The sequence below is a fragment of the Kutzneria sp. NPDC052558 genome, assembly GCF_044547355.1.
In the GTDB taxonomy this organism is placed as follows: Bacteria; Actinomycetota; Actinomycetes; order Mycobacteriales; family Pseudonocardiaceae; genus Kutzneria.
In genome coordinates this window covers 77,876-103,821 of sequence record NZ_JBIUAG010000021.1, presented here as the reverse complement: position 1 = coordinate 103,821, position 25,946 = coordinate 77,876, and the positions used below count along the sequence as shown (strand labels likewise).

General features: G+C 70.9%; 25 protein-coding genes and 1 pseudogene. 17 read left to right on the top strand and 9 right to left on the bottom strand.

The features are described from left to right. Positions 1–20: 20 nt before the first annotated feature. Both ACIG5F_RS32005 and ACIG5F_RS32000 read left to right on the top strand, forming a co-directional pair. Positions 21–1,061, top strand: a complete 1,041-nt coding sequence (locus ACIG5F_RS32005) for a TetR/AcrR family transcriptional regulator (protein WP_396523644.1) — start codon at positions 21–23, stop codon at positions 1,059–1,061. Beyond that, positions 1,048–1,548: an RDD family protein gene (locus ACIG5F_RS32000; RefSeq protein ID WP_396523643.1), complete on the top strand. Its 501-nt coding sequence runs from the start codon at positions 1,048–1,050 to the stop codon at positions 1,546–1,548. The genes ACIG5F_RS32005 and ACIG5F_RS32000 overlap by 14 nt, the downstream gene beginning before the upstream one ends. On the opposite strand, the gene ACIG5F_RS31995 is transcribed toward ACIG5F_RS32000, so the two are convergent. Next, positions 1,468–1,683 (bottom strand): hypothetical protein, encoded by a 216-nt coding sequence (locus ACIG5F_RS31995; protein ID WP_396523642.1) that lies wholly within the window; start codon positions 1,681–1,683, stop codon positions 1,468–1,470. The two genes, ACIG5F_RS32000 and ACIG5F_RS31995, sit on opposite strands and share 81 nt — an antisense overlap. A 114-nt stretch (positions 1,684–1,797) precedes the next feature. Here ACIG5F_RS31995 and ACIG5F_RS31990 point away from each other — a divergent pair, with 114 nt between their 5' ends. From ACIG5F_RS31990 to ACIG5F_RS31970, 5 genes are read left to right on the top strand one after another with little or no spacing between them, the layout of a single operon-like run. Further along, positions 1,798–2,352, top strand: coding sequence for a class I SAM-dependent methyltransferase (locus tag ACIG5F_RS31990; RefSeq protein WP_396523641.1), 555 nt, complete (start codon positions 1,798–1,800; stop codon positions 2,350–2,352). A 36-nt stretch (positions 2,353–2,388) separates the two neighbouring features. Continuing rightward, on the top strand, positions 2,389–2,526 hold the full coding sequence (locus ACIG5F_RS31985) for a 2-dehydropantoate 2-reductase N-terminal domain-containing protein (RefSeq protein WP_396523640.1): 138 nt from the start codon (positions 2,389–2,391) through the stop codon (positions 2,524–2,526). Next, a complete protein-coding gene (locus tag ACIG5F_RS31980) occupies positions 2,523–2,666 on the top strand; it encodes a CGNR zinc finger domain-containing protein (protein WP_396523707.1) in 144 nt (47 codons plus the stop codon). Before ACIG5F_RS31985 ends, ACIG5F_RS31980 begins: the two co-directional genes overlap by 4 nt. 36 nt (positions 2,667–2,702) lie before the next feature. Continuing rightward, a complete protein-coding gene (locus tag ACIG5F_RS31975) occupies positions 2,703–3,842 on the top strand; it encodes a sensor histidine kinase (RefSeq protein WP_396523639.1) in 1,140 nt (379 codons plus the stop codon). Positions 3,843–3,844: 2 nt separating this feature from the next. Then, positions 3,845–4,489: a response regulator gene (locus ACIG5F_RS31970; RefSeq protein ID WP_396523638.1), complete on the top strand. Its 645-nt coding sequence runs from the start codon at positions 3,845–3,847 to the stop codon at positions 4,487–4,489. A gap of 249 nt (positions 4,490–4,738) precedes the next feature. On the opposite strand, the gene ACIG5F_RS31965 is transcribed toward ACIG5F_RS31970, so the two are convergent. From ACIG5F_RS31965 to ACIG5F_RS31950, 4 genes are read right to left on the bottom strand one after another with little or no spacing between them, the layout of a single operon-like run. Beyond that, positions 4,739–6,526, bottom strand: coding sequence for a flavin-containing monooxygenase (locus ACIG5F_RS31965; RefSeq protein WP_396523637.1), 1,788 nt, complete (start codon positions 6,524–6,526; stop codon positions 4,739–4,741). After that, positions 6,523–7,740, bottom strand: a complete 1,218-nt coding sequence (locus tag ACIG5F_RS31960; RefSeq protein ID WP_396523636.1) for a cytochrome P450 — start codon at positions 7,738–7,740, stop codon at positions 6,523–6,525. Before ACIG5F_RS31960 ends, ACIG5F_RS31965 begins: the two co-directional genes overlap by 4 nt. Positions 7,741–7,744: 4 nt before the next feature. Next, positions 7,745–9,022 carry an NAD(P)/FAD-dependent oxidoreductase gene (locus tag ACIG5F_RS31955; RefSeq protein ID WP_396523635.1) on the bottom strand — a complete coding sequence of 426 codons (1,278 nt, stop codon included), beginning with the start codon at positions 9,020–9,022 and terminating at the stop codon, positions 7,745–7,747. Beyond that, positions 9,019–9,234: a ferredoxin gene (locus tag ACIG5F_RS31950; protein WP_396523634.1), complete on the bottom strand. Its 216-nt coding sequence runs from the start codon at positions 9,232–9,234 to the stop codon at positions 9,019–9,021. Before ACIG5F_RS31950 ends, ACIG5F_RS31955 begins: the two co-directional genes overlap by 4 nt. Positions 9,235–9,290: 56 nt before the next feature. Between ACIG5F_RS31950 and ACIG5F_RS31945 the strand changes: the two genes are divergently transcribed. After that, entirely contained in the window at positions 9,291–9,959 is a 669-nt protein-coding gene (locus ACIG5F_RS31945; RefSeq protein WP_396523633.1) for a TetR/AcrR family transcriptional regulator, read from the top strand. Positions 9,960–10,072: 113 nt separating this feature from the next. Next, a complete protein-coding gene (locus ACIG5F_RS31940; protein ID WP_396523632.1) occupies positions 10,073–10,702 on the top strand; it encodes a VC0807 family protein in 630 nt (209 codons plus the stop codon). Here ACIG5F_RS31940 and ACIG5F_RS31935 read toward each other — a convergent pair. Further along, the gene (locus ACIG5F_RS31935) at positions 10,685–11,140 is read right to left on the bottom strand and encodes a DUF2000 domain-containing protein (RefSeq protein ID WP_396523631.1); all 456 of its coding nucleotides are present in this window, start codon (positions 11,138–11,140) and stop codon (positions 10,685–10,687) included. The two genes, ACIG5F_RS31940 and ACIG5F_RS31935, sit on opposite strands and share 18 nt — an antisense overlap. Before the next feature lie 106 nt (positions 11,141–11,246). On the opposite strand from ACIG5F_RS31935, the gene ACIG5F_RS31930 reads away from it, so the two are divergent. Together ACIG5F_RS31930 and ACIG5F_RS31925 are read left to right on the top strand one after the other, a co-directional pair. Then, positions 11,247–11,702: an Lrp/AsnC family transcriptional regulator gene (locus ACIG5F_RS31930; protein WP_396523630.1), complete on the top strand. Its 456-nt coding sequence runs from the start codon at positions 11,247–11,249 to the stop codon at positions 11,700–11,702. Between the two features lie 222 nt (positions 11,703–11,924). After that, positions 11,925–12,332, top strand: a pseudogene (locus tag ACIG5F_RS31925) (transposase family protein); the annotation flags it as partial. Positions 12,333–12,441: 109 nt separating this feature from the next. On the opposite strand, the gene ACIG5F_RS31920 reads toward ACIG5F_RS31925, so the two are convergent. Beyond that, a complete protein-coding gene (locus tag ACIG5F_RS31920; RefSeq protein WP_396523629.1) occupies positions 12,442–13,287 on the bottom strand; it encodes a fumarylacetoacetate hydrolase family protein in 846 nt (281 codons plus the stop codon). 81 nt (positions 13,288–13,368) lie between these two features. On the opposite strand from ACIG5F_RS31920, the gene ACIG5F_RS31915 reads away from it, so the two are divergent. From ACIG5F_RS31915 to ACIG5F_RS31905, 3 genes are all read left to right on the top strand, one after another. Continuing rightward, positions 13,369–14,037 (top strand): GntR family transcriptional regulator, encoded by a 669-nt coding sequence (locus ACIG5F_RS31915; protein WP_396523628.1) that lies wholly within the window; start codon positions 13,369–13,371, stop codon positions 14,035–14,037. 467 nt (positions 14,038–14,504) lie between these two features. Further along, positions 14,505–16,088, top strand: coding sequence for an FAD-dependent monooxygenase (locus tag ACIG5F_RS31910; protein ID WP_396523627.1), 1,584 nt, complete (start codon positions 14,505–14,507; stop codon positions 16,086–16,088). 323 nt (positions 16,089–16,411) lie between these two features. Then, positions 16,412–19,363, top strand: a complete 2,952-nt coding sequence (locus ACIG5F_RS31905; protein ID WP_396523626.1) for a glycoside hydrolase family 3 C-terminal domain-containing protein — start codon at positions 16,412–16,414, stop codon at positions 19,361–19,363. A gap of 127 nt (positions 19,364–19,490) precedes the next feature. On the opposite strand, the gene ACIG5F_RS31900 is transcribed toward ACIG5F_RS31905, so the two are convergent. Further along, on the bottom strand, positions 19,491–20,465 hold the full coding sequence (locus ACIG5F_RS31900) for a LacI family DNA-binding transcriptional regulator (RefSeq protein ID WP_396523625.1): 975 nt from the start codon (positions 20,463–20,465) through the stop codon (positions 19,491–19,493). A 110-nt stretch (positions 20,466–20,575) separates the two neighbouring features. Here ACIG5F_RS31900 and xylA point away from each other — a divergent pair, with 110 nt between their 5' ends. From xylA to ACIG5F_RS31885, 3 genes are all read left to right on the top strand, one after another. Next, the gene (gene xylA, locus ACIG5F_RS31895) at positions 20,576–21,736 is read left to right on the top strand and encodes a xylose isomerase (RefSeq protein ID WP_396523624.1); all 1,161 of its coding nucleotides are present in this window, start codon (positions 20,576–20,578) and stop codon (positions 21,734–21,736) included. Position 21,737: 1 nt separating this feature from the next. Beyond that, positions 21,738–23,120, top strand: a complete 1,383-nt coding sequence (gene xylB / locus ACIG5F_RS31890) for a xylulokinase (protein WP_396523623.1) — start codon at positions 21,738–21,740, stop codon at positions 23,118–23,120. A gap of 101 nt (positions 23,121–23,221) precedes the next feature. Beyond that, positions 23,222–24,460 (top strand): glycoside hydrolase family 71/99-like protein, encoded by a 1,239-nt coding sequence (locus tag ACIG5F_RS31885; protein WP_396523622.1) that lies wholly within the window; start codon positions 23,222–23,224, stop codon positions 24,458–24,460. A gap of 134 nt (positions 24,461–24,594) precedes the next feature. Here ACIG5F_RS31885 and ACIG5F_RS31880 read toward each other — a convergent pair whose 3' ends face one another. Beyond that, a complete protein-coding gene (locus tag ACIG5F_RS31880; protein ID WP_396523621.1) occupies positions 24,595–25,938 on the bottom strand; it encodes a pyridoxal phosphate-dependent decarboxylase family protein in 1,344 nt (447 codons plus the stop codon). Positions 25,939–25,946 lie beyond the last annotated feature (8 nt).

Sequence of the window (25,946 nt, the reverse complement as noted above, 5' to 3'; positions counted from 1 at the left end):
CGACGCAAGCAAGGAGGGGCATGGCTCGGCTGACCAGGGCGGAAGCGCAGGAGCGCAACCGGGCGAAGGTGCTGGCGGCGGCCCGGGCCGAGTTCGCCGAGCGGGGCTTCCGGGAGGCCAAGATCGACGTCATCGCCGAGCGGGCCGAGCTGACCCGGGGCGCGGTGTACTCGAACTGGCCGGGCAAGCGGGCCCTCTACTTCGCGGTGCTGGCCGAGGACGCGGAAAACCTGCCGCTGCCCGAGCATCCCGAGTACGGGATGACGCCCCGCGAGGCCCTGGGGGCGTTCGCCCGGGCCTGGGTGGCCCGCCTGCCGCTGGTCAACGACCGCGAGGCGGCCCGGCTGGGCCTGGACCTGATGCCGGAGGTGCTGGCGTCTGAGCAGACCAGCCGCCCGTTCGCCCAGCTCACCCGGCTCACCGCCAGCCTGCTCGGGCTGGCCCTGGAGCACCTCGATCCCCAGGCCGGCCGGCTGGTCCGAGTCGCCGAGGCCGCGATGACCATGCTGCACGGCGCCAGCCAGCTCGCGGCCGCCGCGCCCGGCTTCGGCGAGCCGTTCAATGTGGTCACCGCGTGCGAGAGCTTCGCCAGGCTTCCCCTGACGGACGTGTGGCCGGCGCAGCCGCCGATCGTCTCCCCGGTGCGGGATGTCGACGAGCCGTGGAATCCGCCGCCGGCTCTGGATCTGCTCAGCCGCCGGCCGATCCGCACCGGCAAGGGCGTGGTCGCGATCCTCGGCCTGCACCGGCTGTCCGCGGCCGAGGAGATGATCCGCGCCGCCTCGCCGACCGACGAGGTCACGATCGCGTTCGTCACCGCCGAGCCGGCCGAGCTGCTGGCGCTGGGCCGGCTGGTGATCGCCGAGTTCCGCGCCGGCCTGTACCAGGCGCTGCCCGGGCCGGCCTGGCCGCGAGTGCAGATTGTCGCCGACTCCGGTGCGTTCGCCGCCGCTGCCGGCGTAGCGTCCGCCGTGGACGGGACCGAGGTGGCCCTCCGGGTGCGGAACGGCCGCATCGTCCGGCGATCCGAGGGGTTCGGTGCGTGCCATGCCGTCTGCTGAGACGCGGGTCGTGGGACGGCGCATCGCCCAGGGGCTGATCGACCGGCTGATCGTCTTCGTGCCGATGCTCGCGCTGGCGATCGGGATGACGGTGTCCGTGCTGCACCAGCCGTCGCTGTGGCTCGTGCCGGAGTTGGTGTTCATCCTCGGCCTGCTGCTGGGCGGGCTGACCGTCGATGTGTGGATTCCTCACCGCACCGGCGGCCGCACGCCCGGCATGCGGCTGCTCGGCCTTCGGATCATCACCGAATGGGGCGGCACCCCCACGCTCGGCGCGTACGCGTTGCGCTACCTGCTGGTGATCGTCGATGGCTTCGCCTTCGCCATGCCCGGCCTGCTCGTCATGGCGTTCAGCCCGCGCCACCAGCGCGTCGGCGACCTCGTGGCCCGCACGCTCGTGGTCCGCTCAACCGCGCCGGGCATTGACCAGCCGGACGATTCCCTGCGCCAGCATGCCGACACCGCAGACCGCCAGGAAACCCTGTAGCACCAGCTGTTCCGTGTCGACCGCCCCGCGCGTGAACGTGTAGACCGCGCCGGCGATGATGATCAGCGCGACGCCGATGTCCATCCACCCGATGCGCGACTGCTTGGCCGGGCTGTCGAATCGTTGCTTCGTCATGCCACCGAGCCTTGCCCTCGCCCGTCCCCGCCACCTCGATCCGGCGAGTGGTCCCGCCTCAGACTTTCGGCCGATCCGCCCCCGCCCGCCGGCCGGCGCCGCCAGGATGGGGTGATGTCCTGGGATGAGGCGGCGGCGACCTTCGACAACGAACCCGATCACGGTCTGCGGGACCCGGCGGTGCGGGCGGCCTGGGCAGCGGTGCTGCTACCAAGGCTGCCTTCGGTGCGGTCCCGGATCGCCGATCTGGGCTGTGGGACGGGGAGCGTGTCCGCGCTGTTCACGGAGGCCGGCCATAAGGTGTGCGGCGTGGATCAGTCGCCACGGATGCTGGAGATCGCGGCGTCCAAGGGCGGGGCCGAATTCATCCTCGGCGACGCGGCGGATCCGCCGCTGACCCCGAAATCCTTCGACGTCGTCTTCACCCGGCACGTGCTGTGGACCCTGCCGGCCGAGGCCGTCGGTCGCTGGGTGGAGCTGCTGCGGCCGGGCGGACGGCTGGTGCTGGTCGAAGGCCGTTGGTCGACCGGGGCCGGGCTCACCGCCGAGCAGTGCCGACGGCTGGTGCTGCGGCACCGGCGGGAGGCGGTGGTGACCCCGCTGACCGACCCGGCGCTCTGGGGCGGTCCGATCGACGACGAGAGATATGTGCTGGTCAGCGCCGTGTAAGAGGCAAAATGAAGACGACTCTTACCGGAGGTTGGCGTGCGTGTTCTGGTGATCGGCGCGGGGGCGACGGGCGGGCTGTTCGGGGTGCGGCTGGCGCAGGCCGGGCGGGACGCGACGTTCCTGGTCCGGCCGCGGCGGGCCGAGGTGCTGAGACAGCGGGTGCGCGGCGGCTGAAGCTGTGCCGCAACGAGAGCTGCCCGGCCGTCTTCCACGACACCTCCCGCAACGGCAGCCGGATCTGGCATGACGTCTCGACCTGCGGCAACGCCGCCAATGTCCGAGCCCATCGGGCCCGGAATCGCACTTTCGGTTGAGGTGGAGCGGCCGGTTCCCAGGGCAGGATCGAGATCGTGAGTCACGGCTGGACGGGCCGTCGGGGCCCGATGGTGGCCGAGTGCCTGGCGCTCGGCCTGCTGTTGGCCGTGGACATCGGCTGGGCGGTGCACGCGGGCCTGCCGCCGGGGCTGATCGGCGAGGTGGCCTTCGAGCTGGCGCCGGGGCAGTCGACGGCGGTGGCGCTGTTGGCGGTGCTGCGCCGGCGGTTCCCGAACCGGGTGCTGGTGCTGGGCTGCGTGGTGGCGGCGCTGTCGCTGCTCGGCACGGGGGCCTTTGTGGCGTCGGCGGCGTTGGGGGAGCCGCTGCCGATGGAGCTGGGTCTGACCGAGTTGCTGGCGTTGGCGTTGCTGGTCGGCTCGGCCGCCCGGCGGCTGGCGACGGTGCCGGCGGTTGTCGTGGTCGCGGCCGGTGCGGTGGCGATGATCGCGCAGGCGCTGCTCCGGTACGGCTTCGGCGGACTGGTGGCGGTGCCGACGGCGGTGGTGTGGGGCGGCGCGCTGGCGGTCGGATTGCTGTTGCGGGACGCGGATTTCCGGCGCAAGAGCGCGTTGTCCGAGGTCCGGGTGGGCGAACGGCTGCTGCTGGCCCGGGAGTTGCACGACCTGGTGGCGCACCACGTCACCGGCGTGGTGGTGCTGGCCCAGGCCGGCCGCCGGGTCGCGCCGGAGCGGGACGAGGTGTTCGGCGAGATCGAGCAGGCCGGCACGGAGGCGCTGGCGGCGATGCGCAGGCTGGTCGGAATGTTGCGCACCGAAGGCGGCCTTGGCGCCGCGCCCACCGGCCTGCTGGACGCCGTCGAACGAGCGGCGCCGCCGGGCGCGCGGCTGACCGTCCAAGATGGACTGGACGTGCTCGCGGTGACGCCGGAGGCGGCGACCACCGTGCACCGGGTGATCCAGGAGTCGGTGACCAACGCGCATCGGCACGCCCCGCAGGCCCGACAGGTCGACGTCGAGGTGCGGGTGGACGGCGACTGGCTGGTGGTCGAGGTGGTCAACGACGGCGTGCGGGCGGTGTCCGGCGGCGACCGCGGCTACGGCCTGGTCGGCATGGCGGAGCGGGTCGACGCGCTGGGCGGTAGTCTGCTGGCCGGCGCGGCCCCGGGACAGCGATGGCGGGTGTCCGTGCGACTGCCTTTGAGTAGAACGGTGTGAACGTGAGCCTGCGGGTGCTGGTCGCCGACGACCAGGCGATGGTGCGGACCGGGTTCCGGCTGATCCTCAACGGGGAGAAGGACATCGAGGTCGTCGGCGAGGCGGCCGACGGCCGGCAGGCGGTGTCGATGGCCCGCGAGCTGCGCCCGGACGTGACGCTGATGGACATCCGCATGCCCATGATCGACGGGTTGCAGGCGACCCGGCTGCTGGCCGGTCCGGACGTGCCGGATCCGTTGCGGGTGGTGGTGGTCACGACCTTCGACCTGGACGAGAACGTGCACGCCGCGCTGCGCGCCGGGGCCTGCGGCTTCCTGCTCAAGGACGCGGGGCCGGGCCTGCTGATCGAGGCCGTGCACGCCGCCGCCAACGGCGAGGCCCTGGTGTCGCCCTCGATCACCACCCGGCTGCTGGCCCACTTCGCCGCCCCTCGGACCGACCGCAAGCCGCTGGAACCGTTGACGGAGCGCGAGTTCGACGTCGTCCAGCTGGTGGCCCGCGGCCGCACCAACGCCGAGATCGCCGCCGAGCTGGTGATCTCCCTGTCCACGGTGAAGACGCACCTCGGGGCCGTGCAACGGAAACTGGCCGCCCGCAACCGGACCGAGGTGGCGATCTGGGCCTGGGAGACCGGGTCGGTGCGCTAGCCTCGGCGACCTCGTGGCCGAGCGTCACGGGCCTGCCGGTCAGCGGCAGCGAGCTGTCGATCAGGTGCAGGTCGGGCAGACACACGCCGGTGCGCGGACGCGATGCGGACCTTGTCGTCGGCCGGTTCCGGCTCGGCGAGCATCATTGCCCCTCTTCGGAAGTGCCGATGCGGAAGACCGTTCCCCGGGGCCAGCCGGAATCGCCGTCGCGGGCGACGCCGCGAACTCGGCCGCCGGTGGTGCCGACCATCACTGGAACTCCAAACCCTCGAAGGCGCCGGCTGCCCGCCATTGCTCGATGTAGCGGAAGAAGGCCGCCGGACCATCGGGATAGCCGACCAGCCGCAGCCCGGCCGATCCCTGGTCCTGGCCTTCGTTGTTGTAGTAGCCGGGAGTGCAGTCCGGGCCGCCGATGGCCGAGGGCTGAGCGGTCTGCACGAGGTCGACCCAGGCCTGCTCGGCCTCGGCGGTGACCTCGACCTCACGCAGGCCGTCCCGCACCGCGTGCCCGACGATGGCGGCGATCGTCGCGGCGGAGTCGACGATGTTGCTCGGCACGTTGGCGATGAGGTTCGCGCCCTGGGACGGTTGCACGACAAAGGCATTGGGGAAGCCCCGGGTGTGCATGCCGTGCAGCGTCCGCATTCCGTCTGCCCACCGGTCAGTCAGCGTGACGCCGTCGCGGCCGGTCACCTCGTAGCCCGAACGCCGGGTGAAGCCGGTGTTGACCTCGAAGCCGGACGCGTAGATGACACAGTCCACCTCGTACTCCTGGCCGCCGGCGACCACGCCCTTGGCGGTGATCCGCTCCACCCCCTTGCCGTCGGTGTCGACGAGATGGGTGTTGGGACTGTTGAAGGACTGGAGATACTCGTCGTGGAAGCAGGGCCGCTTGCACAGCCGGCGATACCAGGCCTTGAGGTGTTGCGCGGTGTCGTGGTCGGCGACGATGGTGTCGACCCGGGAGCGGATCTGGTCCATCTTCTCGTAGTCGGCCCGCTCGGCCAGCGTCATCCGCGTCGCCATGGTGCGCTCGCCGGCCGGCAGCGTGGCCATCTCGTTGCGCAGCTGCCAGGAGAGCTCGGTCCAGCCGTCCTGGATCAGGTCCTGCGTGGCGACGCCGCCGAGGACGTCGGCGAAGTTGGCCAGCAGCCGCCGCTGCCAGCCCGGCGTGGCCATCTCGGCGAACCACTCCGGGTCGGTCGGGCGGTTGCCGCGGGCGTCCACAGAGGACGGCGTGCGCTGGATGACGAAGAGCTCGCCGCAGGCCTCGGACAGCCGGGGCACGGCCTGCACCGAGGTCGCGCCGGTGCCGATGATCGCGACCCGCTTGTCGGCCAGCTTCTCCAGCGACTCGCCGGTGTAGCCGTAGTCCCAGCGGTTGGTGTGGAACGAATGGCCGGCGAACTCGCCGATGCCTGGGATGGCCGGCAGCTTGGGCACGTGCAGCGGCCCGATGCCCATGGTCACGAACTGCGCGGTCAGCCGGTCGCCGCGGTTGGTGCTGACGACCCACCGCGATTCGTCGGCGTCCCACCGCAGATCGGTGACCTCGGTGTGGAACAAGGCCTGGTCGTACAGGTCGTACTGCTGGCCGATGCGCTGGCAGTGCTCCAGGATCTCCGGGCCGTGCGCGTACTTCTCGGTCGGCATGTGGCCGGTCTCTTCGAGCAGCGGCAGGTAGATGTACGAGGTCGTGTCGCACTGCGCGCCCGGATACCGGTTCCAGTACCAGGTTCCGCCGAAGTCGCCGGCCTTGTCGATGATCCGCACGTCCTCGACGCCGGCTTCCTTGAGCCGGGCGCCGACGACGAGACCGGAGAACCCGCCGCCGATGCACACCACGGTGGTGTGCTCGGCCAGCGGCTCCCGCTCGGTCACGGGCGTGAAGGGATCGCCGATGTCGAACTCGTCGGCCAGCCGCACGTACTGGCTGGCGCCATCCGGCCGCAGCCGCTTGTCCCGCTCCGCCAAGTACTTCTCGCGCACCGACGTGATGTCCACGCCCGTGGCCGGCCTAACCTGCGCAGTGCTCATTTTTGCAGGCGGTCGAACGAGACCAGCAGATGCTCGGGGCCGCGCAGCACGGCGTTCTCGCGGTAGGGCGGCGGATCCGCGACCAGGCCCGGGTTGTCCAGCCGCCGGGCCAGCGCGGTCAGGGCGATCTGGGCCTCGGCGCGGGCCAGCATCGCGCCCACGCAGTAGTGGATGCCGCCGCCGAAGCCGAGGTGGGCGTTGTTGGGGCGGTCCGGCACGAACCGGTCGGCGTCGGCGAACACGGAGGCGTCCCGGTTGCCGGCGGCCAGCATCACGCGCAGCGCGGAACCGGCCGGCACCAGCACCCCGCCGATCTCGATGTCGGCGGTGGTGCTGCGCGCGGTCATCTGCACCGGCGGGTCATAGCGCAGCACCTCCTCGACCAGCGTGGTGGCCAGCTCCGGCTCGTTTCGCAGGCGGGCCAACGCATCCGGGTTGCGCAGCAGGGTGAGCATGCCGTTGGTGATCAGGTTCACGGTGGTCTCGTGGCCGGCGATCAGCAGCAGCGCCAGCGTGGCCCGCAGGTCGAGCGGCCCCAGCCGGTCCGCGGTCGGATCGGTCGGCATGAACGCGGACAGCAGGTCGTCGCCGGGCGTGCGGGACTTCTCCTCGATCAGCCCGTTCAGGTAGTCGATCAGCGCGTTGCGGACCTGGGTCAGCTCGCGCAGCTCGGCCTCGTTCGGCTCCTCCACCGGGTCAAGGCCGCGGGTCAGCTTGCGGGCGAACTCGCCGAAGATCGGCTCGTCCTCCTGCGGCACGCCGAGCAGCTCGCAGATCACCGTGACCGGCAACGGATAGGCCAGGTCGTCGACGATGTCGAGCCGGCCGGGGCCGTCGCTGACGTGCTGGTCGAGCAGGGTGGCGACCAGGTCATCGAGGTGGTCGCGCATGCCGATCACCCGCGGCACGAACTGGTCCATCACCAGCTTGCGCAGGCGATCGTGGCTGGGCGCGTCCTGCACCAGGAACGAGGCCGGGGCCTTGGCCTCGCCGCGGTCGATGTCGTCCGGGTCCAGCCGGTTGGCGCTGATCCGGGGGTCGTGCAGCACGCGCTTGATGTCCTCGTGCCGGCTGACCAGCCAGGTGCCGTCGGGCATCCGCGTGACCGGGAGCTCCAGCATCCGCTCGTACAGCGGATACGGGTTCGGCCGGCTGTCCAGGCGCAGGGTCCGCGACATCAGGTCGCCGGCGGTCAGCGTCTCCGTGGTGGTCATGGTCCTACCTCACTGCCGCGACAAGGGGTTGGGGAAACTCGGCGTCCACAACGGACGCGACGGCGGGCCCGTCGGGCGCGTTGATCACCGGCGGGAAGGCCGCGCCGGCCGTGATCAGGTCGGCGTAGCCGTCGAGCTGGCGCGGGGCGTTGACCGCCACCGCGGCGACGGTGCGGCCCTCGCGGCCGTACACCGCGACGAACTTGTTGGCTGGCAAGGATCCTTGGGTGACGACGACCTCGTCGCCGTAGGTGGGCAGGCCGACCGACTTCAGGTTCACGCCGAACTGGTTGGACCAGAACGCCGGCAGCTCGTCGTGGCGGCGGTGGCCGTTGTGCACCAGGTTGTGCGCGACGGTCCTGGCCTGCGACACGGCATTGCCCCAGTGGTCGAGGCGGACCAGGTCGCCGGGGTACAGCGGATGCGGCCACCGGGCCACGTCGCCGGCGACGAACACCCCGTCGGCCACCGAACCGTCGGCGGTCAGCGCCCGGCCCGTGGTGTCGCAGACGGCCCCGCGGCCGTCGGCCAGGAGACCCGAGCCGGCGATCCATTCCACATTGGACACTGCGCCGAGGGCGATCACGGCCACGTCGACGTCGACTGCCGTGCCGTCGGACAGCCAGGCCCGGTGCAACCGGCCGGCGCCGTCGAGCTTGGTCACCGTGGTCTCCAGCCGCAGGTCGACGCCGGCCGCGCGCTGCACGTCGGCGGCGAACCGGGCGACCGTGCCGCCCAGCGCGCTGGACATCGGGGCGACCCCGCGGTGCGTCAACGTCACGTTCAGGCCGAGTTCACGGCAGCCGCCGGCGACTTCGGAGCCGGTGAACCCGCCGCCGATGACCAGCACTCGCTCGGGGCCGGCGGCCAGGTCGGCGCGCAGCCGGTCGGCGTCGTCGCGGCCGCGCAGCACGTGCACGCCCCGCAGGGCGGCTTCCTCCGGCACGGGCCACGGCCGGGCCCGCGTGCCGGTGGCGATCACCAGGCCGTCGAAGGCGATCCGGCGGCCGTCGGCCAGCCGGACCTGGCGTTCCCGCAGGTCGAGCCCGGTGGCGGCGACGCCGAGCAGCCAGGTGGCGGCGACGTTGCGCAGCCGGGGCAGCGTGACGTGGTCGGTGTCCAGCCAGCCCGACAGCACCGCCTTGGACAGCGGCGGCCGGTCGTACGGGGCGTGCGGCTCGTCGCCGATCACGGTCAGCTCGCCGGTGAAGCCCTCGTCCCGCAGCGCCTCGGCCGCGCGCAGCCCGGCCAGCGAAGCGCCGACGATCACGATGCGGTTCATCGGGGCAGCTCCTCGGTGGCCCGGTCCAGCGCGATGGCCTGCACCGGGCACGCCGCGGCGGCCCGTTCCACCTGGTCGCGCACGTGGTCGCCGGGCTCGTAGTCGTACTCCAGCGTCTCCTCGCTGTGGAACCGGAACACCGACGGCGCCGCGTAGACGCACTGCCCGTAGTTCTGGCAGCGGTTCAGGTCCACGACCAGTCGAGTGCTCATGGGCACCCCCTCTCTCCCGTAACCGAAGCTATTCGGATAGGAGTCACTATGTCAATATGAGATCCTACCCAGATGTCGAGGGCGTGCTAAATTCCCTGGTCATGGACGTGCAGCCCCGACGACGGCTCACCCGGGCCGAGGCCAAGGCCCGCACCCGGACCCTGCTGCTGGACGCGGCGGCCGAGGTCTTCGCGCGCAAGGGCTTCGCCGGGGCGTCGGTGGAGGAGATCGCCGAGACGGCCGGGTTCTCCATCGGCGCCTTCTACTCCAACTTCGCCAACAAGGACGAGCTGTTCGTGGAGTTGCTGTCCACCCACAGCCGCAACCAGATCGCCGAGTCGGCCCGCCTGATGGACGACCGGGCCGAGGGCAAGCACGGGCTGGGGCGGCAGCTGGTCGCGGCCGCCGACGAGGACTTTCCGTTGCTGGAGGCCGAGTTCTGGCTGTACTCGGTGCGCAATCCGGAGGTGGCGACGGCCCTGGCCGAGCGCATGCGGGAGCCCCGCGAGGCGCTGGAGAAGCTCGTCGGCGAGGCGCTGCGCCGGATGGACCCGCCGGTCACCGATCTCGACGTGCCGGTGTCGGTGGTGGTGGCGGCGATGTTCGCCGGGCTGGTGCGGCAGCGGCGCGTCGACCCCGACTCGGTGTCGGCCGAGCTCTACGACCAGGCGCTGCACTGGCTGTTCCGCGGCATCGCCGCGCAACGTTGTCAACCTCAGGGTTGAGCGGGTCTCAACCCCGTTTCTCCACCCGAGCTCCAACCCCGCTCCGACGCGGCGCCGCCGGCCGCGGCGGGACGCTGTACGGCGTCAGAGCCGGAGTTGGGGAGGAAGAAACCATGAGCACGCAGGCGCCGCAATCCGTGCAGTTGCGCAGCCTTCTGCCGAGCATCGCGTTCAACGCGGTGGTGCCGCTGGTGGTGTACACCCTGGTGCGGCCCTACTTCGCCAGCGACGTCTCGGCGCTGGTGGTGGCCGGTGCGATCCCGCTGCTGATGACCGTGGGCGGATTCCTGGTGCGCCGCAAGGTGAACGCGATCGGCGTGATGTCGGTGATCGGCTTTGTCGTGGCGGTCGTGGTGCAGCTGCTCACCGGCGGCGACGGCTTCATCGTGAAGATCAAGGGCGTGTTGATCACCGGTCCGGTCGGGGTGATCTTCCTGCTGTCCGCGCTGATCGGCCGCCCGCTGATCGGGGTGATCTTCCGGTATCTGGCCCGCCGCAACCCGAACCGGCGGCTGCCCAACCACCACCAGTCGACGGTGACCACGCTGCTCATCGGCGGCATGCTGACGCTGTCGGCCGCGGCCACCGTGGTGATGGCGCTGACCCTGCCGACCACGGTGTACCTGGCCCTGTCCGACGTGGTCGGGCTGGGTATCGTCGGCCTCGGCTTCCTGGCGATCTTCCTGGTGCGCCGCCGGTGGGCCGCCCAGCGGGAGGCGGCCGAGTCAGTGCAGCAGGCGTAGCCCGCCCACCAGCTTGTCGACCAGATTGCGCGGCCCCACCAGGCTGATCGCGTAGTAGCGGAGCCCGTCCGACTTGGCCAGCGTGTCCAGGTAGTCCTGGTACACGCGGCTGGTCTGGGCGGGTTCCGGCATGTCGACCACGTGCACGCCGATCTTGTCGATCGCCTTGGCCCGCACCGCGGCGACCTTGTCGCGGCCGGCGGCCAGGATCGAGCAGCCGGTCCACGGCAGGCCGGGGTGGAACCGGCCGACGGCGTCCTCGCCGCCGGGGCCGAGCAGGGTCGGGACGGCGTGGCCGACCGCGGCGGCCAGGCAGCCGACGGCGTTGGCGATCAGGCCGGGGTTGAGGTCGCGGTCCACGACCATCACCCACTTCAGCCGGGCCTCCCGGGTGGGCTGGTCGATGCGGATCTCGTCGGGGGCGAACGCGGGCAGCATGGCTCGGTCTCCTCATGATGTGCGATGGATGGCCGAGATGCTAGGTGGAGTCACCAGCACTTACCATGAGCGCCGAATTTCGTTCGGCAAAGAGGGTGATTTCGGGATGTTGGACGAACTAGATCAGGCGCTGCTGCGGGCCCTGCAACACGATGCGCGGCGAACCAACCGCGAACTCGCCGCCGCCACCGGGGTGTCGCCGTCCACCTCGCTGGAGCGGGTGCGGGGCCTGCGCCAGCGCGGCGTGATCAAGGGCTACCTGGTGGACGTCGACCTGCCCGCGATCGGCCGCGGCGTGCAGGCCATGATCGCCGTCCGGATCCGGCCGCCGTCGCGCCGGCACATCGAGGCCTTCCGCCAGTGGGTGGCCCAGCTGCCGGAGACGATCGGCGTGTTTGTCGTCTCCGGCAGCGAGGACTTCCTGATCCACGTCGCCGTGCCCGATAACAACAGCCTCTACAGCTTCGTCATCGACCGGCTCACCGAACGCCCCGAGGTCGCCGACGTGCGGACCAGCGTGGTGTACGAGCACATTCGCAGCCCCCGCATCGAACCGGCCTGACGCCCCCCGCCCCCCGCCACCCCAGCCACCCCGCCTCACGCCCCAGCCACCCCGCCTCGCGCCCGCTCCACCCGCGGCTTCACTCCCGTGCCGCCCCCGCCCCTTTTCGGCTCTTCGTACTGATGTGTGGGTGGGCATGCCCAGGTAGCAGACGGGCACGTCGCTGCAGCGTCTAGGTTTCTGGACTGTCGAGGAACAAAAACTGCATAGACGGAGAACGACGTGCCCACTACCAGGGTATGGGGTCGGCTGCTGGGCGTGAACACAGCGGTCGTGGAGAAAGTCGCGTTCGACGAGCACGAGCAGGTGCTCGTCGCCTCAGTCCGGGTGCGCAAGCGCGATCGCGGCCGATGCGGTGTCTGCCAGCGTCGCTGTCCCGGATACGACGCCGGGCAGGGACGACGCCGCTGGCGGGCACTGGACCTGGGGACCGTGCGCGCGGTCGTGGAGGCCGACCTGCCGCGAGTGTCCTGCGCCGAGCACGGCATCGTGGTCGCCTCAGTGCCCTGGGCCCGCCACAGGGCCGGACACACCCGCGCGTTCGACGACACCGTGGCCTGGCTGGCCACCACCTGCTCGAAGACCACGGTGCGGCAGCTGATGCGCAGCTGGCGATCACCATCCACTGTGGACAGTCAGCCGTCTTCCCCTGGCGTGAGGCCGAATTCCGTGTAGTAGCCGATGGTCGCCGCGACGTCCGGCATGCCGATGGTGATCGAGGCCAGGCCGTGCAGCGCCATCACGCGCCGCCGGCGAAGGTGTGCCGCATGGTGCCGATGCCCTCGATGTAGGTGACGAGTTCCTGGCCCGGCTTGAGGAAACGCTGCGGGGTGCGGCCCATGCCCACGCCGGACGGGGTGCCGGTGAAGATCACGTCCCCCGGCAGCAACGGGGTGATCGCGGACAGCCGGGAGACCAGTTCCGGCACCGAGAACACCAGGTCGCTGGTGCGGCCCTTCTGCATCTGCTCGCCGTCGACCAGGCAGCCCAGTTCGACGTCGTCACGGTCGGGCAGCTCGTCCGGCGTGACCACGACCGGGCCGAGTGGCCCGAAGCCGGGGTGGGACTTGGCCAGGCTGAACTGCGGTGCCGGGCCGGAGCGCTGGAGGATCCGCTCGGACAGGTCCTGGCCGACGGTGAGGCCGGCGACGTGGTCCCAGCCGTCGGCGACGCCGACGTGCTCGGCCCGCCGGCCGATCACCGCCACCAGCTCCACCTCCCAGTCCACGTCGCCGGCCGGCAGGGCGATCTCGCCGGTCGGGCCGGTCAGGCAGGTGACGAACTTGGTGAACACGGTCGGCTCGTCGGGCACCGCGAGGTTCGATTCCCGGGCGTGGTCGGCGTAGTTCAGGCCGATGGCGAAGATCTGGCGCGGGCGGGGGACCGGGTTGCCGAAGTCGCCGGGCGCGACGAGGGCCGCCTTGGTTGCGTCCAGCGTCGCCGCGAACGCGGTCACCTCGTCCCAGCGCTCGTAGGCGAGCTGGATGTCCGGGGAGAAGGCGCCGCCGCTGGCGTCGGCCAGGTCCACGGCGCGGTCGGGTGCGGTCACGACGGCCGCACGGCCGTTGATGTCGGCCAGCCTCATGATGTGCCTCCTCAGGTCGTGCCATGATTCAAGCAACTTTCGAAAGTTGAGTCAACGTTCGCACTGAGCTACGCTCTGCGCATGGCGACCACGGCGGTGACCCGCACCGACGGTGTGCACGCGCGGCTGCGGGAGGACATCCTGGGCGGGGTGCTGCCGCCCGGGCACCGGCTGAAGTTCCCCGACCTGTGCAAGCGCTACGACACCAGCGTCGGCGCCGCCCGCGAGGCCCTGACCCGGCTCGCCTCCGCCGGTCTCGTGCGCGGGCAGGCCCACCAGGGCTACGTCGTGACGCCGCTGTCGGTCGAAGATCTCTCCGAGCTCACCGTCGCCCGGGTCGAGGTCGAATGCCTCGTGCTGCGCATGGCCATCACCGAGGGCGACGTGCGCTGGGAGGCCGACGCCATCGCCGCCCACCACCTGCTCGAACGGGCGCCGTATCTCGACCCCGACAACCCCGCCCGCTCCACCGCCGAATGGGCCGCCGCGCACGCCGCCTTCCACGAGGCGCTGCTGGCTGGCTGCGGCAATCGCCGGCTGCGCGAGGTCGCCACCGGTCTCCGGGACGAGGCCGAGCTCTATCGCCAGTGGTCCATCACGCCGGCGCTGGCCAAGGGGCGCGACGTCAACGCCGAGCACCGCGCCATCCTCGACGCGGCGGTCGCCCGCGACACCGAGCTGGCGGTTCGGCTGCTGGGCGAGCACATCTCGTTGACGTCGCGTCTGCTCATCGACTCGGCGGAGGCCTGAGCCGCACCGATCGCGGGCTCGTGCGCCGCCTGGGCGGTGACACCGCCCACGGCAAGGCCGGAGTTCACTCGTATGTCGGCAAACCCCGGGACCATGGCCACGGTGAGTGGGCGTTAACCCGATCGGGCAGAAGGCACGCCGGCATGACTCACCGCACGCATGTGCGAATTTCTCGGGAATGCCCAGGCCACCCGGGATGTGTCGGCAGGAGTTTTCCGACTGCGGCGACGTTACATTAATACATGACATGAGCTGTATACAATTCCGGTCATCGGACCTCTTCTCCTCCCGCATCAATTCGGGCACCGAACGGAAGGCCGATCGGGCACTCGGGCTTGACCGGTTCCACGGGCACGTGCGCAGAATTGGCTCGAATGCGGCAGCGGTCGCGAGGGGGGCGAGGCAGTGGGCGTATTCGAGCCGCCGTTCCGTGTCGGCGGGCCGCGCGAGGCAATGGTGTGAACGAGTTGTCCGGGACGCGGAAGTGGGACGAAGTGGACGAGACCGATGTGCTGATCGCCGGGGCCGGCCCGGTCGGCCTCGCCCTCGCGCTCGACCTGGAGCGGCGGGGCGTGCGCTGCCTGGTGCTCGAGCCCGGCGACGGCAGCGCGGTCACGCCCGACGTGAGCCCGATCGGGCCGCGCACCATGGAGCTGTTCCGTCGCTGGGGGGTGGCGGACAAGATCCGCGGGGCCGCGTTCCCCGGCGCGCTGCCGCGCGACATCGCCTGGGTGACGCAGGTCGGCGGGCACGAGATCCACCGCTTCGAGCGGTTCAGCCACACCACGCACACCCCAGAGCCGGAGCAGCTCTGCCCGGCCGACTGGCTGCTGGCGGTGTTGCAGACCGCGGTCGGCGCGTACCCGAGCGGGCCGATCCTGTACCACCGCACGCTGGCGGGCTTCACCCAGGACGCCGACGGCGTGACGGCTCGGGTCAGTGGCCTGGGGACCGTGCGCGCTCGCTATCTGGTCGCCGCCAACGGGCCCCTCTCGTTGATCCGCAGCGCCTGCGGCATCCGGCTGACCACACGGTTCGAGCCGAAATTCATGCGGCACATCGTGTTTCGCGCGCCCGAGCTGGCCAATGGGCTGGCCGCCCGCGGGCATCGGCCGGCGCTGACGTATTTCCTGCTCCAGCCGAGCGGACTGCGTTTTCCCTTGCAGGCCATGGACGGCGAGGGCACGTACAAGCTGATCGTGGGCAGCGAGGTCGGCGCGACCGACGCGGAAACCCTGGTGCGCGACGCGATCGCCTTCGACACACCGACCGAGGTGCTGTCCGACGGGCAGTGCAGCGTGCCGCACGTGGTGGCCGAGCGCTACCGGGCCGGGCGGGTGTTCCTGGTCGGCGACGCGGCGCACATGCTGTCCGCGCCCGGTGGCTTCGGCCGCAACATCGGCATCGCCGACGCCGCCGACCTGGCCTGGAAGCTGGCCGCCGAACAGGCCGGCTGGGCCGGGCCGGAGTTGCTCGACAGCTACGACATCGAGCGCCGGCCGGTCGCCATGGAGGGCCTGGAGGCGGCCGGCATCGCCATGCGCGGCCGTGGACCGGACACCGTGTCGGCCAAGCTTCGGGACGACACCTCCGACGGCGTGCTTGCCCGGACCGAGCTGGGGTTGCAGCTGGCCGAAAGCGTTGCCCACTGGGACGTCGACGCCCCGGAGGTCCACTTCGGACACGGCTACCGGTCGTCGCTGGTGATCGGCGACGAGGCGAAGATGACCGCGCCGTGGCGGCCAAGCAGCGATCCGGGTTTCCGGGCCGCCCACGCGTGGCTGCGGCCCGGTGTGTCCACATTGGACGTTTTCGGTGACGGTTTCGTGTTGCTGTGCTTCGACTGGCACGAACGGCTGGCCGAGGTGGAGCGGGCGTTCGAGCGGCGCGGCGTGCCGTTGCAGGTCGTGACGTGCGCCGACGAGCGGGTGGCCGAGCTCTATCGGCAGCCGTTCGTGCTGGTCCGGCCGGACGACCACGTGGCGTGGCGCGGCACGCAGCCGCCGCCGGATCCGTTGCTGTTGGTGGACATGGTGCGCGGAGCCTGTTGAGTTTCGGGTGCGAGTCGTGGCCGCCACCACGGCGGTCGCGCGGCACACCACATTTTCCGGCCTTGGCCCCACTGCCTGGGCCGGGGTGAGCAGGTCTGTCCGGCCCATCCCCGCGAGCCAGGGAGCGGGATCGGCCGGTCGGTCGGCAGGGCTCCGGAACCGGTTCCGGAGGTGTGGGAACGAGTTAACAGCGCGGCAACTCGGCCGTCAAGACTGTTGACAGACTTCGTACTCTGGGCGTGAGAGCGATCCCAGGGCCGGGCCCACTCCCGGCGGGTGAACCGTGAGCCGACCCCTGCCCCCGTGTGAAGGGTTCGCCGCTCATGACACTCGCCCGCTGGCCTGCGTGGCTGTTCGCCGCGCTCGCGGCCGTGATCATCGCCGCCCTGCTGACCGTGCCCGGAGTCGGGCACGCCGCGCCCGCCCTGCTCTCCCAGGGCCGCGCCGCCACCGCCTCCTCCACCGAGAGCGCCGCCTTCCCGGCCTCGTCGGCCGTCGACGGCGACGCCGGCACCCGGTGGTCCAGCGCCGCCGCCGACCCGCAGTGGCTGGAGGTCGACCTCGGCGCCCCGCACACCCTGACCCAGGTCGTGCTGAACTGGGAAGCCGCCTACGCCAAGGCGTTCCAGCTCCAGGTGTCCTCCGACAACAGCACCTGGACCAACCTCACGCCGGTCACCGCCGGCGTGGCCGGCAGCCAGACACTGACCGTCACCGGCTCCGGCCGCTACGTCCGGATGTACGGCACCCAGCGGGCCACCCAGTGGGGCTACTCGCTGTGGGAGTTCCAGGTCTACGGCGACGACACCTCCTGCAACACCGCCGATTCCGCGTTGAACCAGCCGGTGCTGGCATCGTCCACACAGGACGCGGGGGCGTTCCCGGCCACCGCCGCCGTGGACGGCAACGCCGGCACCCGGTGGTCCAGCGCGGCGTCCGATCCACAGTGGATCCGAGTCGATCTGGGCAGCGTGCGGCAGGTCTGCGGCGTGGAGCTGAACTGGGAGGCGGCCTACGCGTCGTCGTTCCAACTCCAGATCTCCACTGACGGCAACACCTGGAGCAACCTCACGCAGCCGGCCGCCGGCGTCGCCGGCAACCAGGTCCTGGCGGTCAGCGGATCCGGTCGGTACGTGCGGATGTACGGCGCCCAGCGGGCCACCCAGTGGGGATACTCGTTGTGGGAGTTCGTGATCCACACCGTCGGCGCCCCGCCCACGACCACCACCCCGCCGCCGGGCAACTGCCCGTGGGTGAAGTCCACCGCCCCGATCGCCGACCGGGTCAACCAGCTGATGGCGGCCATGACCAACGCGCAGAAGGTTGTTGTGCTGCACGGAAACGGGGCGACCGGGCCGTACATCGGCAACACCGACCCGATCCCGGCCCTGTGCGTGCCGGCGATGGGGCTGCAGGACGGCCCGGCCGGCGTCGGCGACAGCCTCGACGGCGTGACCGAGCTGCCCGACCCGACCGCGGTCGCCGCCACCTGGGACGTCAACGCGGCCAAGAACTACGGCACGGTGATGGGGCAGGAGTTCGCCGGCAAGGGTGCGAACGTCGTGCTCGGCCCGACGATCAACATCGTCCGGGATCCGCGCTGGGGGCGGGATTTCGAGACCTACAGCGAGGATCCGTACCACGCCGGGCAGACCGCCGTCGGCGCCGTGCAGGGCATCCAGGGCCAGGGCGTGATGGCCCAGATCAAGCACGCCGCCGCGTACAACGTCGAGGGCGGCGCGTCCCGCGGCACGCCTTCGGACAACGTGATCATCGACGACCGCACCCTGCACGAGATCTACCTGCCGGCGTTCCAGACCGCGCTCACCCAGGGCCAGGCCGCGTCGGTGATGTGCGCGTACAACCAGATCAACGGCACGCCCGCGTGTCAGGACTCGGCCGTGATGAACACGGCCCTCAAGCAGGCCACCGGCTGGGACGGCTTTGTCGGCTCCGACTGGGGTTCGGCCACCGGCGGCGCGCCGCAGCTGGCCAACGGCGGGCTGGACATGGAGATGCCCGGCGGCGCGTTCTTCGGGCAGGCCCTGCTGGACGCGGTCAACCAGGGCACGGTCTCCCAGTCCACTGTGGACGACATGACCCGCCGGGTGCTGACCCAGATGTTCAAGTTCGGGCTGTTCGACCACGGGGCCACCGGCGCCACCGGGGCCGTCGTCACCAGCGCCGCCCACACCCAGGTGGCCCAGGACGTCGCCGCGCAGGGATCGGTGCTGCTGAAGAACAACGGCGTGCTGCCGCTGAGCACGTCCGGGCTGAAGTCCATCGCCCTGCTCGGCGGGGACGCCATCGACCCGCAGAACATCGGCGGCGGCAGCGCCAAGGTCAACCCGTCGCCGGCCGCCGTCAATCCCATCAACGGCATCACCAAGCGGGCCGGCACGGGCGTGAGCGTCCAGTGGGTCGCCGGCGCCGGCGAACACGTGCAGACGCCCGACATCCCGTCGGCGGTGGCGCTGGCCCAGAAGTCGGACATCGCGATCGTGTTCGCGTCGTACGGGGAGAGCGAGACCGACGACCTGGCCTCGATCGACCTCCAGTTCTCGCAGAACGACCTGATCAGCGCGGTGGCCGCGGCCAATCCCCGCACGATCGTCGTGCTCAACACCGGATCCGCGGTGACCATGCCGTGGCTGGGCAGCGTGGCCGGCGTGATCGAGGGCTGGTATCCCGGGCAGGAGAACGGCGACGCCATCGCCTCGCTGCTGTTCGGCGACGTCAACCCGTCCGGCAAACTGCCGGTGACCTTCCCGCGCAGCCTCGCCGACGTGCCGGCGTCCACGGTCCAGCAGTTCCCCGGGGCCAACGACCGCATCGAGTACTCCGAGGGGATGAACGTCGGCTACCGCTGGTACGACTCGCACAACATCACGCCGCTGTTCCCGTTCGGCTTCGGCCTGTCCTACACCACCTTCGGCTTCTCCAACCTGACGATCTCCGCGCAGGCCAACGGATCCGCCACCGTGAAGGCCACCGTCACCAACACCGGCAGCCGGGCCGGGGCCGAGGTGCCGCAGCTCTACATCGGACAACCCGCCGCCAACGGCGAGCCCCCGCACCAGCTCAAGGGCTACCAGAAGATCACCCTGTCGCCCGGGCAGAGCCAGACCGTGACGTTCACCCTGACGCCCCGGGACCTCGCCCACTGGAACGGCGCCGCCTGGACCACCAACGCGGGCGCCTACGGCGTCTTCGTCGGCGACTCCTCCCGGAGCCTGCCCCTGACCGGCACGATCACCGTCACCACCGCCAGTTGACCCGCTGAACCCGGCTCGACACCCCCTGCCGTCGAGCCCCCACCCCGGCGAGTCCCGCCCACAGTCACACCGAACTGGTGAAACGGATTCAGCAGTTCGGTGTGACGCTAAGCGGGACTCGCCGGGGTCAGGCGGATTCCCTTATCACCAAAGAAGTCGGGACCACATGCGGCTCCTCGGGCAGGGGGACGCCGTCCAGGAGGTTGTCCAGGAGCATGGTGGCGGCGGCTTCGCCCATCTCGCGGGAGGGCTGGCGGACGGTGGTCAGCGCGGGCACGGCGTGGGTGGCCAGCGCGATGTCGTCGAAGCCGATCACGGCGACGTCGTCGGGGACGGAGCGACCGGCCTCGCGCAGGGCGTCCAGGGCGCCGATGGCCATCATGTCGTTCTGGGCGAACACGGCGTCGAACTCGACGCCGGTGCGCAGCAGCTCCCGAACGGCGGTCAGGCCGCTCTCGGGGGTGAAGTCGCCCTCCACGAGGACCTTCTCCACCAGCACGTCGCGGAAGCCCTGCACGCGTTCGACGGTGCAGCCGAACTCGGCCGGCCCGGTGATCATGACGACGCGGTCGCGGCCGGTGGCGGCCAGGTGCCGCGCGGCGGAGGCGGCGCCGGCGCGGTTGCTGGTGGCGACCGAGGGGAAGCCGCGGTGGTGGCCGCGGTCGTCGATCATCACGACCGGCAGCCCGGACTCGTGCAGGGTCTCGATGTAGCTGAGCGCCTCGGGCGGCTCGACCAGCAGCAGCCCGTCGAACGCCTTGGCCGACACGTGCCGGGCGAACTGGGCCATGGAGTCGGCGCCGCGGTTGACGGTGTTCAGCAGCAGCCCGTAGCCCTTGGCCTCCAGCACGTCGGCCACGCCCTGGAGCACGTCGCCCATCCACGGCCAGGTCAGCCCGGGCACCAGCATGCCGACGGTGTTGGTGCGCCCCTTGGCCAGCCCGACCGCGCCGGCGCTGGGGATGTAGCCGGTGGCGGCGATCACCTCGCGGACCCGGATCGCGGTCGCCGCGTCCACATCCGACTTGTTGTTCAGCACCCGCGACACGGTCGTCTTGCTCACCCGTGCCCGCCGGGCGACCTCGGCGATCGTGACCCGCATGGCTGTCACGGTACCCGGCCGGGCATGCCCTGTCGTCATGTGTCGACCACGGCGGTTGACAGTGTCTGCTCGGCACTTAGTATGGGCAATGAACTAACTAAGGAGGCGTTGTGACGGCGCAACCCACGAAGGCGGACCGGTTCAGCTTCGGCCTGTGGACGGTCGGCTGGCGCGCCAACGATCCCTTCGGCGAGCCGACCCGGCCGGCGCTGGACCCCGTCGAGTCGGTGCACCGGCTGGCCGAGCTGGGCGCGTGGGGCGTGTCCTTCCATGACGACGACCTGATCCCGTTCGGCTCCGACGACGCCGCCCGCGAGGACCGGATCACCCGCTTCCGCAAGGCGTTGGACGAGACCGGCCTCGTGGTGCCGATGGCGACCACGAACCTGTTCACCCACCCCGTGTTCAAGGACGGCGGCTTCACCAGCAACGACCGCGGCGTCCGAAGGTTCGCGCTACGGAAGGTGTTGCGCAACCTCGATCTCGCGGCGGAGCTCGGTGCCTCGACCTACGTGCTGTGGGGCGGCCGCGAGGGCTCGGAGACCGACGCCGCCAAGGACGTCCGCGCGGCGCTGGACCGCTACCGCGAGGGCATGAACGTCCTGACGCAGTACGTGATCGACCAGGGTTACGACATTCGCTTCGCCATCGAGCCCAAGCCGAACGAGCCTCGCGGCGACATCCTGCTGCCCACGATCGGCCACGCCCTGGGCTTCATCTCCACGCTGGAGCACTCCGAGCTCGTCGGCCTCAACCCCGAGGTCGGCCACGAGCAGATGGCCAACCTCAACTTCGTGCACGGCATCGCGCAGGCCCTGTGGCAGGACAAGCTGTTCCACATCGACCTGAACGGCCAGAAGGGGCCGAGGTTCGACCAGGACCTGATCTTCGGCCACGGGGACCTGCTGTCCGCCTTCTTCCTCGTCGACCTGCTGGAGAACGGCGGCTACGACGGCCCGCGGCACTTCGACTACAAGCCGTTGCGCACCGAGGACATCACCGGCGTCTGGGCCAGCGCCGCCGCCAACATGCGGACCTACCTGCTGCTCAAGGAGCGGGCGGCGGCCTTCCGTGCCGACCCGGCGGTGCAGGACGCGTTGGCCACGGCCAAGGTTGCCGAGCTGTCCGAGCCGACGCTGGCCCCCGGCGAGACGGTGGCGCAGTTGCGCGCCGCTGACACGGACTTCGACCCCGACGCCGTGGGCGCTCGCGGTTACGGCTTCGTCGAGTTGGAGCAGCTGGCCGTCGAGCACGCGTTGGGGGCTCGCTGACATGACGCTTGTCGCCGGGATCGACTCGTCCACCCAGTCCTGCAAGGTGGTTGTGCGGGACGCGGACACCGGGGCGCTGGTCCGCGAGGGCCGCGCCACGCATCCGGCCGGCACCGAGGTCGATCCGGCGGCGTGGGATCGCGCGCTGGGGGAGGCGATCACGGCCGCCGGCGGCCTCGACGACGTCGCCGCGCTGGCCGTGGGCGCCCAGCAGCACGGCATGGTGTGCCTCGACGACGCCGGCGGTGTCGTCCGGCCCGCGTTGCTGTGGAACGACACCAGGTCGGCAGCCGCCGCGGCCGATCTGGTGTCCGAACTCGGCGGTCCGCGGGCGTGGGTGAAGGCGGTCGGCAGCGTCCCGGTCGCCTCGTTCACGATCACCAAGCTGCGTTGGCTGGCCGAGCACGAGCCGGCCAACGCGGACCGCACCGCCACCGTGTGCCTGCCGCACGACTGGTTGACGCAGCGGCTGACCGGCGGCGAGCTGCACACCGATCGCAGTGATGCCAGCGGAACCGGCTACTGGTCGCCGTCGGACGGCGCGTACCGCGAGGATCTGCTGGCCATGGCGTTCGGCCGCCGGCTCGCGCTGCCGCGCGTGCTCGAGCCGGCGGCGGCCGCCGGTCACACCCCGTCCGGGGCGCTGGTCGCCGCCGGGGCCGGCGACAACGCGGCCGCAGCCCTTGGTGTGCAAGCGGAACCGGGCGATGTCGTGGTGTCGATCGGCACCTCCGGCACCGCGTTCGCGTCCAGCGTCATCCCGGCCGGCAGCGCGGTGGTGAACGGATTCGCCGACGCGCAGGGCCGTTTCCTGCCCCTGGTCTGCACTTTGAACGCCGCCCGCGTGCTCGATGCCACCGCCCGGATGTTGCGGGTCGGCGTCGACGAGCTCTCGGAGCTGGCCCTGGCCGCGCCGCCGGGGGCCGACGGCCTCGTGCTCGTGCCGTATCTGGAGGGAGAGCGCACCCCCAACCGTCCCGACGCCTCCGGCAGCCTGCACGGCCTTCGGCTGGACACCGCCACCTCCGCGCACCTGGCGCGGGCCGCGGTCGAAGGGCTGCTGTGCAGTCTCGCAGATGCCGTGGATGCCTTGGTGGAGCTGGGAATTCCGTCCAGACGGGTGTTGCTGGTTGGCGGCGGGGCCAGATCCGAGGCGGTCCGTCGGATCGCGCCCACGGTTTTCGGTTGCCCCGTAGTGGTTCCCGAGCCGAGCGAATTCGTCGCCGACGGCGCCGCCAGACAGGCCGCATGGGCGTTGCACGGGGCAGTGGACCCTCCACAGTGGAGCGCGCTCACTTCCCGGGGCTACCAGGCCGATCCGGCGCCGTCGGTGCGCGAGCGGTACGCGCACGCCCGTGAGCTGGTGCTCGACCGTCCATCGTAGACTCCTTGACTCCCTTGTCCGACAAGCTCTACGCTGCCGGCGATGGCGAGGTCCTTGCCGCCACAAGGTCTTCTTGTCAACGATGACAAGGAGTATTCGACATGGGAGTCTCTCGACGCACGTTCCTCGCGTCGGCGCTGGCCGCCGGCGCGCTCGGACCGGCCGCGTTATCCACCGCGTCCGCCAGCCCGATGGCCAGCGGACCCGGCGACGTGGTCGGCAAGATCACCGTCGGTTACCAGGGCTGGTACGCCTGCATCGGCGACGGCGCGCCGATCAACACCTGGTGGCACTGGAGCCAGAACGCCGGCCAGGCCCCGTCGCCGACGAACAACAACAACATCAAGGCCTGGCCGGACATGCGGGAGTTCACCAAGGGCTACCACACGGCCTACAACAACCTCAACAACGGCCAGCCGGCCAACCTGTTCTCCTCCTACGACCAGCAGACCGTGGACATGCACTTCGGGTGGATGAGCTCATACGGCTGCGACACCGCCGCCCTGCAACGCTTCAATCCCAACGGAAGCGAGGGCCCGACCCGCGACGCGATCACCGCCAAGGTCCGCACCGCCGCCGAGACCCACGGCGTGAAGTTCTACATCATGTACGACGCCACCGGGTGGACGAACATGCAGTCGGAGATGAAGGCCGACTGGACCAACAAGATGCGCGCCTACACCTCATCGCCGGCGTACGCCAAGCAGAACGGCAAACCGGTGGTGGGCATCTGGGGCTTCGGCTTCAGCGACGGCAACCACCCGTGGAGCGCCGCCGTCTGCCTCGACGTGATCAACTGGTTCAAGGGCCAGGGCTGCTACGTCATGGGCGGTGTGCCCAGGGAATGGCGCGTCGGCGGGGCCGGCACCCGCACCGGCTTCATCGACACCTACCACGCCTTCAACATGATCTCCCCGTGGATGGTCGGCGCGATCAGCAACGCCGCCGGCTCCGACAACATCTACACCACCATCAACGTCGGCGACCAGGCCGACTGCAACAGCCATGGCATCGACTACCAGCCCTGCGTGCTGCCCGGCGACGTCTCCGGCCGGCAACGGGCCCACGGCGACTTCATGTGGCGGCAGTTCTACAACATGGTTCGTGTCGGGGCGCAGGGCATCTACATCTCCATGTTCGACGAGTTCACCGAGGGCAACCAGATCGCCAAGACCGCCCCCGACTCCTCCTGGGTGCCGGCCGGCTCGGGGCTGCTGGCCCTGGACGAGGACGGCACCAAGTGCTCGTCGGACTACTACCTGCGCCTGACCGCCGACGGCGGCCGCATGCTCAAGAAGCAGATCGCCCTCACCCCCACCCGCCCCACCAGCCCCGCCTAGTCCCCGCTCCGAATGCCAGGAAAGGCCCGATACTGGCGCAGTGAAAGGGCCTTTCCCGGCGTTGGGCGACAGGAAACGAGCGTTGATGTTGAGGGTGGGGTGGGGGAGCGAAGGTGGCCTGCGGCCTTCGCTTCCTACACGCCCAGCGCGGCGCAGATCCGGTCCACGTCCGCCGAAGTGGTGCGCCAGTTGCTGAAGGCGGCGCGGATGGCGGGGACACCCCGATAGACGGTCGGAGTCAGGAACGCCTCGCCGCTGCGGGTCAGGTCGTCGAGCACGTCGGCGACCTGGCCCGCGGCCGGGGCGAAGCAGACGACGTTCAGCCGCACCGGGGCCAGCAGCGTCCAGGCCGGGCTCGCGGCCAGCCGTGCGCCCATTTCCCTGGCACAGGCGATGTTGCGCTCGACGATCTCCCGGTAGCCGGCGCGACCGTAGGCCGCCAGGGCGAACCAGGCCGGCAGGGCGCGGAGCCGGCGGGAGGTCTCGGGCGTGAGGTGCATGGGATCGGGATTGTCGCCGGGCAGGCCGAGATAGGGCGACTGGTTCTCGAACACCCGCACCTGAAGGTCCCGGCGGCGGGTGAACTGCACTGCCGAGTCGTACGGCACGTTGAGCCACTTGTGCAGGTCGACGCAGACGGAGTCGGCCTCGGCCCAGCCGTCCAGCAGATCCGCGTAGTCCGGGGACACGGCCGCGAATCCGCCGAACGCCGCGTCGACGTGCAGCCAGAACTGGTACCGGGACTTCAAGGACGCGATGGCCCGGATGTCGTCGAAGTCGACTGTGTTCACGGTGCCGGCGTTGGCGACCACGATCGCCGGCCCGGCCGCCAGTTCCCGTTCCAGGGCAGGGAGATCGACGGCCTCGCGGCCGGAGAGGGTAGCGACCGGAACCAGGTTCCTGCGGCCGATTCCCAGTATTGACAGGGACTTTCCGATACTGGAGTGCGGGGTCCCGGACAGCACCCGGATCGGCTCGGCCAGGCCCTGATCGGTCACGCGGACGCCGCGCAGCTCGCCGAGCCACTCCCGTCCGACCGCCAACCCGACGAGATTGGACATGGTCGCCCCGGTGACGAAGGCGCCGGGCAGGTCCAGGCCGAACAGTTCTCCCAGCCAGGCCACGGCTTCCCGCTCCAGCGCCACTGCCGACGAGCCGACCGCGCCGTGGGCGTTCTGGTCCAAAGTGGACGTCAGCCAGTCACCGGCCAGCGCCGCCGGGGTGGCGCCGCCGGTGACGAAGCCGAGGTAGCGCGGCCCGGCGCTGCCGGAGAAGCCGGGCTCCCACCGTGCCGCGAAGGCGGCCATGGCTGCACGCAGGCCGTCGCCGGAAGCGGGCAGCGCAACGGCCTTGCCGCTGGCCCCTGGCACCGCGGCCGGGCGGTCGTCGAGGCCGGCGAGGATGCGGGTCGCGTAGGCCCGCGTCTCGTCGAGCAAACCGGGCAGCTCGGCCAGATCCTCGGCCAATTTCGGGAACATACGGCCAG

Excerpts from the sequence above, each read along its gene's own strand:
- ACIG5F_RS32005 (WP_396523644.1), top strand. The coding sequence starts at position 21 with ATGGCTCGGCTGACCAGGGCGGAAGCGCAGGAGCGCAACCGGGCGAAG.
- ACIG5F_RS31880 (WP_396523621.1), bottom strand. The coding sequence starts at position 25,938 with ATGTTCCCGAAATTGGCCGAGGATCTGGCCGAGCTGCCCGGTTTGCTC.
- ACIG5F_RS31885 (WP_396523622.1), top strand. The coding sequence starts at position 23,222 with ATGGGAGTCTCTCGACGCACGTTCCTCGCGTCGGCGCTGGCCGCCGGC.
- ACIG5F_RS31955 (WP_396523635.1), bottom strand. The coding sequence starts at position 9,022 with ATGAACCGCATCGTGATCGTCGGCGCTTCGCTGGCCGGGCTGCGCGCG.
- xylB (WP_396523623.1), top strand. The coding sequence starts at position 21,738 with ATGACGCTTGTCGCCGGGATCGACTCGTCCACCCAGTCCTGCAAGGTG.
- ACIG5F_RS31990 (WP_396523641.1), top strand. The coding sequence starts at position 1,798 with ATGTCCTGGGATGAGGCGGCGGCGACCTTCGACAACGAACCCGATCAC.
- ACIG5F_RS31900 (WP_396523625.1), bottom strand. The coding sequence starts at position 20,465 with ATGCGGGTCACGATCGCCGAGGTCGCCCGGCGGGCACGGGTGAGCAAG.
- ACIG5F_RS31940 (WP_396523632.1), top strand. The coding sequence starts at position 10,073 with ATGAGCACGCAGGCGCCGCAATCCGTGCAGTTGCGCAGCCTTCTGCCG.
- ACIG5F_RS31965 (WP_396523637.1), bottom strand. The coding sequence starts at position 6,526 with ATGAGCACTGCGCAGGTTAGGCCGGCCACGGGCGTGGACATCACGTCG.
- ACIG5F_RS31995 (WP_396523642.1), bottom strand. The coding sequence starts at position 1,683 with ATGACGAAGCAACGATTCGACAGCCCGGCCAAGCAGTCGCGCATCGGG.
- ACIG5F_RS31950 (WP_396523634.1), bottom strand. The coding sequence starts at position 9,234 with ATGAGCACTCGACTGGTCGTGGACCTGAACCGCTGCCAGAACTACGGG.
- ACIG5F_RS31935 (WP_396523631.1), bottom strand. The coding sequence starts at position 11,140 with ATGCTGCCCGCGTTCGCCCCCGACGAGATCCGCATCGACCAGCCCACC.
- ACIG5F_RS31920 (WP_396523629.1), bottom strand. The coding sequence starts at position 13,287 with ATGAGGCTGGCCGACATCAACGGCCGTGCGGCCGTCGTGACCGCACCC.
- ACIG5F_RS31930 (WP_396523630.1), top strand. The coding sequence starts at position 11,247 with ATGTTGGACGAACTAGATCAGGCGCTGCTGCGGGCCCTGCAACACGAT.
- ACIG5F_RS31945 (WP_396523633.1), top strand. The coding sequence starts at position 9,291 with ATGAGATCCTACCCAGATGTCGAGGGCGTGCTAAATTCCCTGGTCATG.
- ACIG5F_RS31915 (WP_396523628.1), top strand. The coding sequence starts at position 13,369 with ATGGCGACCACGGCGGTGACCCGCACCGACGGTGTGCACGCGCGGCTG.
- ACIG5F_RS31960 (WP_396523636.1), bottom strand. The coding sequence starts at position 7,740 with ATGACCACCACGGAGACGCTGACCGCCGGCGACCTGATGTCGCGGACC.
- ACIG5F_RS32000 (WP_396523643.1), top strand. The coding sequence starts at position 1,048 with ATGCCGTCTGCTGAGACGCGGGTCGTGGGACGGCGCATCGCCCAGGGG.
- ACIG5F_RS31905 (WP_396523626.1), top strand. The coding sequence starts at position 16,412 with ATGACACTCGCCCGCTGGCCTGCGTGGCTGTTCGCCGCGCTCGCGGCC.